This is a genomic window from Bartonella sp. CL435QHHD (assembly GCF_042195095.1).
Taxonomy (GTDB): Bacteria; Pseudomonadota; Alphaproteobacteria; order Rhizobiales; family Rhizobiaceae; genus Bartonella.
This window is the reverse complement of record NZ_JBHINS010000029.1, coordinates 1-13184: the sequence shown is the minus strand read 5'-3', so window position 1 is coordinate 13184 and position 13184 is coordinate 1. Positions and strand designations below refer to the sequence as shown.

The 13184-nt window shown below is 39.6% G+C and carries 12 protein-coding genes and 3 pseudogenes; 6 read left to right on the top strand and 9 right to left on the bottom strand.

Annotated elements, in window-relative coordinates:
- Window positions 1-882: 882 nt before the first annotated feature.
- The 4 genes and pseudogenes from ACFILH_RS01545 to fumC (ACFILH_RS01530) form a co-directional block, all read right to left on the bottom strand.
- Complete coding sequence (locus tag ACFILH_RS01545; RefSeq protein WP_375660629.1) at window positions 883-1770, bottom strand: outer membrane protein; 888 nt, start codon at window positions 1768-1770, stop codon at window positions 883-885.
- A gap of 646 nt (window positions 1771-2416) precedes the next feature.
- Window positions 2417-2632 (bottom strand): annotated as a pseudogene (gene fumC / locus ACFILH_RS01540) (class II fumarate hydratase); the annotation flags it as partial.
- A 929-nt stretch (window positions 2633-3561) separates the two neighbouring features.
- Window positions 3562-3774 (bottom strand): hypothetical protein, encoded by a 213-nt coding sequence (locus tag ACFILH_RS01535; protein ID WP_375663168.1) that lies wholly within the window; start codon window positions 3772-3774, stop codon window positions 3562-3564.
- A 133-nt stretch (window positions 3775-3907) separates the two neighbouring features.
- Window positions 3908-5296, bottom strand: coding sequence for a class II fumarate hydratase (fumC, locus tag ACFILH_RS01530; protein ID WP_375630964.1), 1389 nt, complete (start codon window positions 5294-5296; stop codon window positions 3908-3910).
- Window positions 5297-5523: 227 nt separating this feature from the next.
- Between fumC (ACFILH_RS01530) and groES the strand changes: the two genes are divergently transcribed.
- From groES to ACFILH_RS01505, 5 genes and pseudogenes are all read left to right on the top strand, one after another.
- Window positions 5524-5820, top strand: a complete 297-nt coding sequence (groES, locus tag ACFILH_RS01525; RefSeq protein WP_005774667.1) for a co-chaperone GroES — start codon at window positions 5524-5526, stop codon at window positions 5818-5820.
- Between the two features lie 58 nt (window positions 5821-5878).
- A pseudogene (gene groL, locus ACFILH_RS01520) lies at window positions 5879-7523 on the top strand (chaperonin GroEL).
- Between the two features lie 95 nt (window positions 7524-7618).
- Window positions 7619-7798: a hypothetical protein gene (locus tag ACFILH_RS01515; RefSeq protein ID WP_375667262.1), complete on the top strand. Its 180-nt coding sequence runs from the start codon at window positions 7619-7621 to the stop codon at window positions 7796-7798.
- A gap of 71 nt (window positions 7799-7869) precedes the next feature.
- Window positions 7870-8075: pseudogene (groEL, locus tag ACFILH_RS01510) on the top strand (chaperonin GroEL); the annotation flags it as partial.
- 961 nt (window positions 8076-9036) lie between these two features.
- On the top strand, window positions 9037-9267 hold the full coding sequence (locus tag ACFILH_RS01505) for a hypothetical protein (protein WP_375667261.1): 231 nt from the start codon (window positions 9037-9039) through the stop codon (window positions 9265-9267).
- 464 nt (window positions 9268-9731) lie between these two features.
- Here the strand turns inward: ACFILH_RS01505 and ACFILH_RS01500 are convergent, their stop codons facing one another.
- From ACFILH_RS01500 to ACFILH_RS01485, 4 genes are read right to left on the bottom strand one after another with little or no spacing between them, the layout of a single operon-like run.
- Window positions 9732-9932 carry a hypothetical protein gene (locus ACFILH_RS01500; protein WP_273790904.1) on the bottom strand — a complete coding sequence of 67 codons (201 nt, stop codon included), beginning with the start codon at window positions 9930-9932 and terminating at the stop codon, window positions 9732-9734.
- A complete protein-coding gene (locus tag ACFILH_RS01495; RefSeq protein WP_273790903.1) occupies window positions 9925-10137 on the bottom strand; it encodes a hypothetical protein in 213 nt (70 codons plus the stop codon). The genes ACFILH_RS01500 and ACFILH_RS01495 overlap by 8 nt, the downstream gene beginning before the upstream one ends.
- Window positions 10061-10297, bottom strand: coding sequence for a hypothetical protein (locus tag ACFILH_RS01490; protein WP_375606489.1), 237 nt, complete (start codon window positions 10295-10297; stop codon window positions 10061-10063). The genes ACFILH_RS01495 and ACFILH_RS01490 overlap by 77 nt, the downstream gene beginning before the upstream one ends.
- Window positions 10294-10956 carry a lysozyme gene (locus ACFILH_RS01485; RefSeq protein WP_375630969.1) on the bottom strand — a complete coding sequence of 221 codons (663 nt, stop codon included), beginning with the start codon at window positions 10954-10956 and terminating at the stop codon, window positions 10294-10296. Before ACFILH_RS01485 ends, ACFILH_RS01490 begins: the two co-directional genes overlap by 4 nt.
- A gap of 445 nt (window positions 10957-11401) precedes the next feature.
- Here ACFILH_RS01485 and ACFILH_RS01480 point away from each other — a divergent pair, with 445 nt between their 5' ends.
- Window positions 11402-11680: a hypothetical protein gene (locus ACFILH_RS01480; protein WP_375630970.1), complete on the top strand. Its 279-nt coding sequence runs from the start codon at window positions 11402-11404 to the stop codon at window positions 11678-11680.
- A gap of 173 nt (window positions 11681-11853) precedes the next feature.
- Here ACFILH_RS01480 and ACFILH_RS01475 read toward each other — a convergent pair whose 3' ends face one another.
- The gene (locus ACFILH_RS01475) at window positions 11854-12780 is read right to left on the bottom strand and encodes a YopJ/AvrA family T3SS effector serine/threonine acetyltransferase (RefSeq protein WP_375662754.1); all 927 of its coding nucleotides are present in this window, start codon (window positions 12778-12780) and stop codon (window positions 11854-11856) included.
- Window positions 12781-13184 lie beyond the last annotated feature (404 nt).

The following is a 13184-nucleotide window of genomic DNA, read 5'->3' as shown; positions in this document are numbered from 1 at the left end:
CGTTGTCGTATGACATGAGGGGCGTGATCGCCAAAAAGATATGTGAGCAACAAAAGCATGAGGCAATGCGTAATCTCCACTTTTTAAAAGACAGAGTTTTAGAGGTTTAAAAAATACTGCTTTAGAGGCTTTTGAAAGTTGTAAAGCAGAGGGAAATGGTAAGGTTGGAAATTGGTTTTTTACCTTGACAACTTCATGTTCTCTCCAAATGAAGATGTCTCCCCGTTACAGAAATTACATAAACAGAAAACCGCAATATCCTTTCTCCACTCTGGCATACAATAGCTGTAAAATACGGTCGTTTGAAGTGTGGTAATATAGGGCATACTTCCTTGAAACGTTACAGTATTTTTTCGCTGTGTGTTGAATATTCTTCAGTGTGTTTGTCTTGCTTTAGGCTTAAGGGCATTCCATGAGGAGGAGCCCAGAGAAGCTCGCCCAAGATCCCCCTAAGAGTCCCCAAGAGTTTTTGTGCTTTTATAAACGGACATGGTGTTTAAAAATGGGTGTTTTAAAATGGGTTTTTAGAATCTTTATCCTTTAAGAGCGGGGAGGCCAAGTCAACATCATCCTATAAAACTGCAATTGATGCACAATATCCATATTTCTTTTAAAGAAATATCTCTTAAATACCGGCTCTCATTTATTTTACGATGGCGCCCAGTGGTATGGTGGTAAAGCTTTTATATATTCCCAATGCACGACATGAAAGGCTGAGAGGATAGAAGCTTGCTTTAAGAGAGGGAGAGGTTGGATTGTTTCGTGATTATTTGTTTACAGTTTAGTACTGGTTTTTAGAATCTACGTCTTTTTAGTGCAAAGGGGCATTAAAAAACCCCGTTTTTAACAGGGTTTTTTAATCGTTCAATTTTTCTACAAAACTTAGAATTTATAAGCGATACCAAAGCGAACATCATGCGTTTGAGAAGAGATTTTAAGGTTATCGTTTGCAAATTTCTTTTTAAAAAAATCTGAATAACGATATTCTGTACGCATGATGATATTATCTGTCATTGCAAGATCAAAACCACCACCAACAGTGTAACCAAACATTGTTTTTGTCTCATCTAACACATTGCCAGAAGCAAAAATTGTCGAATCTTCTTGCGATTTTGATAAAAGTGACATGATATATTGCATCTGTCTATAGGCTATACCCCCTGCAATATAAGGCATAAGACGATGGGAAGCAAAACCAATACGCGCGCGCGCGGCACCAGACCATGTTTCTTTCAATGTTACACCGCTAACAACAATGTCACCATGGTTGGGTATCGTTTCATCCTGAGCGGCAGGTTTTATGATAGGAATTCCAGCTTCTTCAAAGGCAATGTTAATGGAGTCTAATTTATCTAGAATTTTCTTTCCATTGTCTGTTTGGGTACTTTTCTTCCCAGACCAAACCATGTCCGTATCAAAACCGAAAACAAGATCTCCCAGATCAATATTAGAACCTGCATACAAACCTGCTCTCAATCCTGATAGTTTCGGTGATAAATCTCTATCAACCAAAGCCCATTTTCCGTCCCTAGCTTCTTGTGCGTAATTTAGAGTATTTTTATTGGAAAAATATCCAATTTGTCCTCCAAAATAAAAACCAGACCAAGAAAAAGGCGCAGAAACAGTAACCGGTGAAATACGTGATGATGAATCATTTTGCAATGAAACCTTCGGTTTTGATTGCTCAAAGATTACCGTATCTGCTGCTTGCGCTGTTGAAGCGGTAATGAAAGTGAAAATAGATAGTGCAATTAAACATTTTGTTTTCATAAAAACGTCCCCAATTCATTTAAAATACAAAGCGCATTATACACGAATTGGTTAAAGAAATCTATATTTAATATCATTATGAAAATTAAAATACTCAAAAACTCTATAATTATCTATATTTAAGTGTTCTTAAAACTTGTTTTCATGCTATTATCCCGCGTTTATATTGATTTTTCAGGATTTTTTTATATACGCCTCTTCAGTGTTCTCTGTGTTTTAGAAAAAAATATAATATAGTAAACAGGCTTTTTATTTGTTTAAAAAATATTATTTTATATATATTAAAAGCACTCTTTGTTATTAAGTGTTAAATATATTATCCACTATGATTGATATCAAAGTGCTTAATATTCAATTGGTCGTAAAAAATGCATATTGGCACCATCATATTCTTTATCGTATTCTTTGCTTGTTTCTGATATTGCGTAGCTTTATATGGCGATAGCCTTTTGAGCACTTAAGGGGATGAGCGACTTTATTTCTTTTTTATCTATACGCTACTTTTTCTTATGACAATCCAAGCGAATAGTTTTGATTGATTGAATGGAATACGAAAAATAAGAAGGAGCAGAGGGCGAGAATCTCAAGTTTCAAGAGGTTTCTCATGTGCCATGTAAAATGATAAACTTTCCGTTCGCTTAAAGACGGAACGTGGATGAGAGCCTAAAAACTGAATGTCGTTGGTTATTTTAAAGAGATTAGCGCGTGCATTCAGGTTTTTGTGGAAATGGGTGAGGGCGCCATAAGGGGCAAATGCCTCAAATTTCTTGCGAGCTGTCAAGGATATCCCGTCAGAGAGTGAATTGTTTCAGCAAAGGTCAAAACCTTTCAGTGCATCGAATTTTGTTCCAACAGCTGTTCCTCTATTGAGCACCTCTTTTCCGCTTCATAAAGGAGACATTTTTCAATGTTTCTAAATCCATTTCACGACGGTGATTGTGAATGATATAATGATAAATCTATTGAGCACCTCTTTTCCGCTTCATAGAGGAGACATTTTTCAATGTTTCTAAATCCATTTCACGACGGTGGCTCGTGAATGATATAACGATAAATCTATTGAGCACCTCTTTTCCGCTTCATAGAGGAGACATTTTTCAATGTTTCTAAATCCATTTCACGACGGTGGCTCGTGAATGGTATAACGATAAATCTATTGAGCACCTCTTTTCCGCTTCATAGAGGAGACATTTTTCAATGTTTCTAAACCTATTTCACGACGGTGGCTCGTGAATGATATAACGATAAATCTATTGAGCACCCATCTTCACGCTTCATAGAGGAGACATTTTTCAATGTTTCTAAACCTATTTCACGACGGTGGCTCGTGAATGGTATAATGATAAATCTATTGAGCACCTCTTTTCCGCTTCATAGAGGAGCAAGCCGGTGCCATTACTATATTTGCCAGTTCGTGGGTGTTGTGACAGTCCTCTCCACAATGTTGTGACAGGCCCCTTTGGCCGTTGTGACAGTCCTTGGCACTTGAGGTGGTTCATTAGAGGCGTTTTTCCTTATCTTATACAATTTCTATCCATACATTCATTCCGTTTGTGATGTGCTAGTCAGTGATTTTGATTGATGCAACATAGGACAGATTTAAAATGAGAAAATCTTACGGTATTTAGGATTCTCATTCAATATGGATAACGCTAGATTATTATTATAAATCAATACATTATCTCATTGAGATAAGAGTTATCTACCCAATGTTATCAATAATGATAACATTGTAAGCGTAACTACTATGAATTCATTAATCTTTTTATACTTTGATTGAAATTATGTCTATTAATACTGATTTTTTTGAGCTAATTCTTTTTGGTTGATAGCTAATTGATTTTTAAAATCAAGACGTGAAGCTAGAATGAAAAACACCTTACGGTCATATCCATTTAAATCACTTTCTGCCACTATAGCCATTGGGTGTTGAGCCATGACTATCCATTTCTTTCCAAAATCGTTGTGCCTTTTAAGTACAACATAAGCAACAAAACCACCCATAGCATAAATGCGGACCAGAGCCTAAAATGAACGCTGTGGGTAATGGTTATCGGTCATCATCGGGGTGTTTACACCCCGATCTTTTGACAGAACGATTTGTTTTAAGACGTTTGCATCTTTTTTAGTGGGTTGTTTATTGGGGAGCAATCATCTTTTTGGGATCAACTAATCGGTCATAATCCTCTACAAAAACACCTGCTTTTAATGCTTCGGTGCGCAAAGTTGTATCATTTTTATGCGCTGCTTTGGCAATTTCAGCAGCTCTTTCATAGCCAATTTCTGGTGCTAGAGCTGTGACTAACATGAGTGAGCGCTCCATGAGCGAGTGAATATGAACGCGATTGGCCCGTAATCCTTGGATGCAATGCATATCAAAAGAACGCATGCAATCACCAAGAAGGGTAATTGATTGTAAAACGTTATAGCCAATAACAGGTTTATAAACGTTGAGTTCAAAATGTCCTTGGCTTGCGGCAAAGGTTACGCTGGTGTGATTACCAAAAACTTGGCATGCGACCATGGTTAAGGCTTCACATTGTGTGGGGTTGACTTTGCCGGGCATAATAGAAGATCCGGGTTCATTTTCAGGAAGACTGAGTTCCCCTAAACCAGAACGTGGACCAGAGCCTAAAAACCGAATGTCATTGGCAATTTTAAACAGATCAGCAGCGAGAGCATTCAAGCTTCCGTGGAAATGCGCAAGGGCGCCATGATGGGCAAGTGCTTCAAATTTATTGCTGGCAGTTTGGAACGTTACTCCTGTGAGAGTGCTCACTGTTTGCGCAAAAGCAACGTCAAAACCTTTTGGCGCATTCAGCCCTGTGCCAACAGCCGTGCCACCTTGAGCAAGCATGTGGACATCGGTTAGCGCATTTTCAATGCGCTGACGATTGGCTTCTAATGCGGCACGATAGCCTGAAAACTCTTGCCCTAAGGTTAAAGGTGTTGCATCTTGCGTGTGGGTGCGACCGATTTTAATGATGTCTGCAAATTCTTGCTCTTTTTGTTTTAATGTCGCAATAAGAGCTTCAAGGATTGGCAATAAGTGTTGGCGTGTTTGCAACGTGGTGGCAATGTGAAGCGCCGTGGGAAAGGAATCGTTCGATGATTGGCTCATATTGACATGGTCATTGGGATGAACTGGTTTTTTGCTTCCAAGTTTTCCTCCCAAAATCTTACTAGCACGATTAGCAATGACTTCATTGACATTCATATTGCTTTGTGTGCCAGAACCTGTTTGCCAGACGGACAGTGGAAAATGCTTATCAAAATCGCCAGCAAGCACTTCATCAGCGGCGGCAATAATTGCTTTTCCAATATTTTCTGGTAGTTTTCCTTTGCCCATGTTTACAATCGCTGCTGCTTTTTTGACAAGGACTAAGGCATAGATGATGGCAAGAGGCTGCTTTTCACTGCCAATATTAAAATTATGCAGAGAACGTTCAGTTTGTGCGCCCCAATAACGATCTTGACGTACCGAAATCGTTCCAAAGCTATCCGTTTCCTGACGTGTTTCAACCATGATAAGATCCTTTTTTGTTCACGGGTTCTCAAAAAAGATAGATAACGCGAAAGTGCAATAAGAGGCAAGACTTTGAAGCTTCATTTAGAGAAATTATTTTTATGGCTATTCTTGACATTGAGAGATGCCGATTTTATATCTAACACATGCTAGCACTCGTAGTTTGAGAGTGCTAGCAAGAACTTTTAAGATTAATGCAATTATGTTCAGTTTTAAGGATTTAAAACATGGCTAATATACAATTCCGCCCACTTCACGACCGTGTCGTTGTCCGTCGGGTTGAATCTGAAAATAAAACGGCTGGTGGGATTATCATCCCTGATACAGCAAAAGAAAAACCCCAAGAAGGCGAAGTGATTGCTGTTGGCAATGGCGCTCTCGATGATAACGGAAAGCGCGTGCCTTTAGAAGTCAAAACAGGAGACCGTATTTTGTTTGGAAAATGGTCTGGAACTGAAGTCAAGATTAATGGGGAAGATCTCCTCATCATGAAAGAATCTGACATTATGGGAATTATGGGCTAATTGAAGCACTTAGTTTTTCATTGTGTACTATTTTGAGAAAACTCCAAGGAGAAATTAAATGGCTGCTAAAGAAGTCAAATTTGGCCGTGAAGCGCGTGAGCGTTTGTTGCGCGGTGTCGACATCCTTGCTAATGCTGTTAAGGTGACACTCGGCCCTAAAGGTCGCAATGTGGTGATTGATAAATCATTCGGTGCACCTCGCATCACAAAAGATGGTGTATCCGTTGCAAAGGAAATCGAACTGGAAGATAAGTTCGAAAATATGGGTGCACAAATGTTGCGCGAAGTTGCTTCTAAAACCAATGATATCGCTGGTGATGGAACAACAACAGCAACTGTTTTAGGACAAGCTATTGTGCAAGAAGGTGTTAAAGCTGTTGCTGCAGGCATGAACCCAATGGATTTGAAGCGTGGGATTGATGCTGCTGTTGAAGAAGTGGTGGCAAACCTCTTCAAAAAAGCAAAAAAAATTCAAACTTCAGCAGAAATTGCACAGGTGGGAACAATTTCCGCTAATGGCGCTGCTGAAATCGGTAAAATGATCGCTGATGCTATGGAAAAAGTGGGCAATGAAGGCGTCATTACCGTGGAAGAAGCTAAAACCGCTGAAACGGAATTAGAAGTCGTTGAAGGAATGCAATTTGACCGTGGGTATCTTTCCCCTTATTTTGTCACAAATGCTGAGAAAATGGTCGCTGATCTTGATGATCCTTACATTCTCATTCACGAAAAGAAATTGTCTAATTTGCAATCTCTTCTTCCTGTGCTTGAAGCTGTTGTGCAATCTGGAAAACCACTTCTCATTATCGCTGAAGATGTGGAAGGTGAAGCTTTGGCAACGCTCGTTGTCAACAAATTACGTGGTGGTTTGAAAATTGCTGCTGTAAAAGCTCCTGGATTTGGTGACCGTCGTAAAGCAATGTTAGAAGATATCGCTATCTTGACATCTGGACAGGTTATTTCTGAAGATGTGGGCATTAAACTTGAAAATGTCACTTTGGATATGCTTGGACGTGCAAAGAAAGTGAATATTTCTAAAGAAAACACCACCATTATTGATGGTGCTGGACAAAAGAGCGAAATTACTGCTCGCGTCAATCAAATCAAGGCTCAGATTGAAGAAACAACTTCTGACTATGACCGTGAAAAATTGCAAGAAAGACTTGCTAAACTCGCTGGTGGTGTTGCTGTTATCCGTGTGGGTGGTGCAACAGAAGTTGAAGTGAAAGAAAAGAAAGACCGTGTTGATGATGCTTTGAATGCAACACGTGCTGCTGTTGAAGAAGGTATTGTTGCTGGTGGTGGTACCGCATTGTTGCGTGCAGCAAATGCGTTGACCGTTAAGGGAAGTAATCCTGACCAAGAAGCTGGTATTAGTATCGTTCGTCGTGCTCTACAAGCACCAGCGCGCCAGATTGCAAGCAATGCTGGTGAAGAAGCCGCTATTATTGTGGGCAAAGTGCTGGAAAATAATGCTGACACTTATGGTTATAATACCGCCACGGGTGAATTTGGTGATTTGATTGCTTTCAAGAATTGTTGATCCTGTGAAAGTTGTGCGTTCTGCTCTTCAGAATGCGGCTTCAATTGCGAGCCTTCTGATCACAACAGAAGCAATGGTTGCTGAAGTTCCAAAGAAAGATACACCAATGCCTCCGATGCCTGCTGGTGGAATGGGTGGAATGGGCGGAATGGATTTCTAAGCTCTTTTCCATAGAAATAATAAAGAAACGGGTCTTCTGTGCCCGTTTTTTTTATGCTTTTTCATGTTTTTCAACCGGTGAATTTGGTGATTTGATTGCTTTCAAGAATTGTTGCGCCTGTGAAAGTTGTGCGTTCTGCTCTTCAGAATGCGGCTTCAATTGCGAGCCTTATGATCACAACAGAAGCAATGGTTGCTGAAGTTCCAAAGAAAGCTACACCAATGCCTCCGATGCCTGCTGGTGGAATGGGTGGAATGGGCGGAATGGATTTCTAAGCTCTTATTCCATAGAAGTAATAAAGAAACGGGTCTTCTGTGCCCGTTTTTTTTATGCTTTTTCATGTTTTTCAACCGGTGAATTTGGTGATTTGATTGCTTTCAAGAATTGTTGATCCTGTGAAAGTTTTTGCGTTCTGCTCTTCAGAATGCGGCTTCAATTGCGAGCCTTCTGATCACAACAGAAGCAATGGTTGCTGAAGTTCCAAAGAAAGATACACCAATGCCTCCGATGCCTGCTGGTGGAATGGGTGGAATGGGCGGAATGGATTTCTAAGCTCTTATTCCATAGAAGTAATAAAGAAACGGGTCTTCTGTGCCCGTTTTTTTATATATTTCTTTTGTTCATACGAATTTTCCTTTTATGACAGTTTCTTTATCTTATAGGATTGTTCTACTCTCCTCTGGTTGATCTACCGTCATTGTGAATGAAGCTCACTCTTAATCCATAGCTTTTTCTCTTGTTTTTATGAAATGTTTCTATTGTGTGGGGATCGTGGTTTCCTTTGAAAATATTGTGCTAATAAAAATATAACTCTTTGACTTATAGTCATTTATTCCTAATACAGTTCTATTTTTTCATTTTAGGTTTATGTATGCACCGTTAAAAAATCCTGTGTTTGTGCTTCATAAGGTGAGAGGTCACTACGGTTTTATGAACCAACGCAATCATTAAAAGTCAGTAGCTAAGAGTTAGTACCTATTGAGCGTTGGAAAGACAGAGTTGAAAAGAGCATGATGGGGCTGGGTTGTTTTTTTATGAATAAGATGCTGGTATTTCAAGCTTTTGCATAGGAGAATAAGCATCTCTCTGTTTCGTTGATCTCTGAAATGGGGAGACTGCTCCATTTGAGAAGCTTAAAGATAAAAGCTAATTTTTCGCCTTGCTCTCATCTTTTTTTCGGTAAGCTCATCACCTAAACTGGAGCCAAACCCATGTTGTTATACTCAAGTTCTGTTTGTTGCCTATATTGTGACAGAAAATTCTTGAGTGGGGAGCAATTTTTGAGCTAAGGGGACCATGACAGGTAGCCGAAAAAAATCATTACGAGACAGTAGGCGCGCTTGTTTTAGAATTTTTAATGCTTCTGATGATAAAGGCACGCGAAATTCTGTTGTAGCCTCATGCCTTCTTTTCATATTTTCGAGCCAAGGATTTTCCATATATTCTCTTCAACTTGACCTTTATGCATAGAACATAAGGGCATTGGGAGGCAGGGAATTGAGGAGGCAGGGCATTGGGAGGCAGGGCATTGGGAGGGTGGAAATTGAGAGGGTGGGAATTGGGAGGCATGGCATTGAGAGGCAGGGAATTGAGAGGGTGGGAATTGGGAGGCAGGGCATTGAGAGGCAGGGCATTGGGAGGCAGGGCATTGAGGAGGCAGGGAATTGGGAGGCAGGGCATTGGGAGGCAGGGCATTGGGAGGCAGGGCATTGGGAGGCAGGGAATTGAGGAGGCAGGGCATTGAGAGGCAGGGAATTGGGAGGGTGGAAATTGGGAGGGTGGGAGGAGCCGGCTTGCTTTTTTATTCAACGTAAAGATGAGAAGTTTTATGTAAGGCTACCATTACATTGCTTGTTTATGCGCTTCTTTAAAAGAAATGTCTTTTAATACAAATTCTTGGCAATGCTATTTATGAAGAGTATAAAATCATTTGGATATCAATAGTTTATTAAAAAAATGTACGTTGGTATGATCCTTTTCTTATGTTACCAAAGTTGCTGACTTACGCGTTGGTTAAAAATCTCTCTTCATGCCCTTAAATTCATTTCATGAAAGCGTTTGTGAAGAGCACGACGTTTGTGAGGCGTGTAAAAATTTCTCGTGAGACGTGAAAAAATCATCAATAAAATCTCCGTGTTTTCAAAAAATAACGAATGGCTTTTTATATTTTAAAAAAAGATTTAACACGTCTCACGTTTTTTATTTATTTTAGAGCTGAATATTCGATTTTTGTGTAAAAATACTTCCCAGCACATCTATGATCCGTGAAAAATCAAGTGCTAATAAGAAAATGATGAATATAATCCACTTCGTATAGCGTGACATCATTTTTACACTTTTATACGTTGTGATGATTTCTTGTAGGATTTCTTTTTCCTTTTCTGTAAGCTCTGTTTTTTTTCTAGCCATGTTTCCACCCACACAAGCCTTCCCCTTGTTTGTTATGCTTTAAAATATCTCTTGCGAGATTTGAACTGATGATATTGAGATCTTTTTTGTCTAAATAAATGGGCATCCAACCAACGCAAGAAAAAGGCTCATTGATTGTTTTTATCGCGCAACCAGTGAGTAAGAGAAGCGCGTACATCAGCATCACTTTTTTGATTAATTTCATTTTCCACCTCTAGCCGTGTTGTTGATGACTTTAGCGTTTTTTCTATTTGCTTTTGTTGTTCAACCTTCTTTCCAAGAGTGAAAGCTTTTGCTAAAGCGATAAAAAAAGCGGTCAGAGCCGCTCCTGTTATCATCAGATTTTTTTTCAACCACCACATCATAAGCGCTGCTCCCGAAACCGTTTTGCCACAAAGAAAATGCCAACGCAGGCGGCTAAAACCATAATGGTTGCCAATGCCCATTGGATGGGACCATTGCCTGCCAATAAGCCCCCAAGTCCAGAAAAAGAACCAATAATCGGTGTAAGCGCTTCTGCTTTGAAAAATCCCATGGGTGTTTGCGTTTCTACGGTTTGGTAGTTGGGAGAAACATAAGCCCCTTTTGCCCATAATCCCGCTTCTGCTGCACGACGGTGCACTAAACCGTGAAGACGTTTTCCTCCTGCTTTAGTCCACTTTTGTAACTCAGCAGGGACGGCTTCATATTCGCCATTATTGAGTTTTTTGAGCAGGGTCGAATTACAAAAAGCCGATGTTCCTATATTATAGCAAAACGATACGAGCGCGGCGAATTGTTCATCCGTTAAGGAAACCCGCACATGTTTTTCAACGGTATTCTCAAATTGTCTTAAATCTTGAGAAAGAACTTCTTCTGCTTGTTTTTCAGTAATGATCATGCCCTTGTGAACGAACGGTTTGCCAGCCGTGCTGGTATGACCATAGCCGATTGTCCACACCCCGATGGCATCTTTATAGGCATGTAAACGCAATCCTTCCCATTGTTTAATGAGTGCAAGCCCTGCTTTAGATATTTTTCTCATTTGCTTCTCCATAAAATAAAGCCTCACGTTAACGTGAGGCTGGTTGACAGATTAAAAATGAAATTTTTCACGCTTCAAAAACAGAAGAGATGTGAAACTTTTATGAAATCAAAAGGTTGGTTGTGACATCTTAGGGAATGGGGATAATGGTTGGGCAAGTGAGGTAATGGTTGGGCAAGTGAGGTAATGGTTGGGCAAGTGAGATAATGGTTGGGCAAAGAGGGGTAAATAGTTGGGCAAGAGGGGTAATGGTTGGGTAAGAGGGATAATGGTTGGCAAAGAGGGGTAAATAGTTGGGCAAAGAGGGGTAATGGTTGGCAAAGAGGGATAATGGTTGGGCAAGAGGGGTAATGGTTGGCAAAGAGGGATAATGGTTGGGCAAGAGGGGTAATGGTTGGGCAAGAGGGGTAATGGTTGGGCAGGCGTTTTCCGTTAAGAGAGGTTGTTGATTTTAAGACCTTGTCCTGGTGTTTTTGATGGAGCCTTCTTGGTGCGGGCGGTTGTTTGGTTGATGCACGATAAGCGTGGTCTATTGCGGTTGTTTGGTCGTATGGCATTGATGTGGGGGTGTTTGAGATACGAAGTGGATACTCTCAGAAAAACAAGACATATGCTTTTACTGAAGACGAAAGCATTAAATATTTTATGTATCAAGCGTTTTGCTTATCCAAATAGTCTCATTATTACAAAGAGCTTTGGGCTAACAAGAGCTTTGGAATTTTGATACAATTTTAAGAGGGGATGGTTTTTATAGGACAATGGTGCTTTTTCTTTAAGAGGAAAGTTGTTTGCTATTTTTGTTTTATGAGCGCAAAAGCTGGTTTGCTTAGAGAAATCTTAGCTGTAAAGCAGCCTCTCTTCGTTCTTTGATGAATAGGAATATGGAAAAAGCCTCAATTACATCGATAAAGATTTGTATTCAGTGAGCCTTTTTTGGTGGGAGGAAACAGAAATAGTTTTTCCTTCTGTTGTTCTTAAGTTTTTTTCAAATCTCTCTCTCAGAGTTTCACCTTTTTTGTTTACTGTTTCATGTTCAGCATCCGGATTGGCTTTTAAATAGTGTTCTAGACGTCTTCTTCCTTGTGTGTGTTTATAAAAAGTGGTTGGAAGATAGGAATCTAACTTTTCAGCAGATAAAGATGAATTTTGTTCACATAATGCACCCTTAACATTATCTTTGTGCAATCTTGCTAATTTATCAGATTCAAGATGAAGCTTTTTGGCAAGGCTTAAGCTGAACATCCCACATTCAGAAGAGCTTCGCTGAATATCCATTTCTGCCGTGGTAAAAGAATAAGGAGGCAGTTGAAGACATTGAAGGGTTTGATTTATTTTTATCCCTAGTTTGCAAGCTGTGATATTCTGAAATGTTGTAGGTTCAAGCATAATCAAAGAGATTTTGTCATCAACTTTTTGATAATCAAGGACGGCAAAGTGGATTTTGCTTCCCGAATTGACTATAAATCGGGCAGATTTTGCGTCGCTCTCAACGACTTCTTTTAGTGCGTGCGAAAACTCTTCTGCTGTAAGAGCCAATTTGAGATTCATGTCTGGATATTTGCTGTTTGCTTTTTCTACGAGAGCCGGCATCAATCTAATATCTGTGTTTTCATAATAAGCGTTAATCCAACGGCCGGTGACGAGATCATCTTCTAAGCCTGTAATAATATCTTTTAATTCGTCAGAACTTGGTGCAACATGTTCTTCTTCTGTTTGGATGGAACTTTGCATCAAACGTGCAATAAGGTCTTCTAAGGATTCATTTGCACTTGCCCCTTCTGGTGTTTGTGAGGAATGAGGGAGGGAAGAATCTTGTGGCTTCATACTATTAGCCTCCATATTGATAATTGGTAGAAAATAATATTTTCTTCAATTCTGGCTAAACAATGTTTGCAGGAAAGATTTTTTAGCTAAAAAAAACAAAGAGATGCAATCATCTTTATTTAAAAAAATTGTTACGAAAGACAAAACCCCACGCTTTTCAGAGTCAAAGGCAAGGTATCTTTTTGTCTTTTAAGAGATCATGTTGCTTACTGTTTGCATCTTTAGCTCTTTACTTCTTTCAAAGGGAAAAGAAGATTTGCTACAGCATTTATACCTCACCATAAAGCCGCAGAGCTTCATTCTTTGTGGATGTGGAATATGGTTATGGCAAATGCTTATTACATCATTAGAGATTTGTATTCTGTTGCTCTTTTTCTGTGTTGTGAAACAGAAACAGTTTTTGT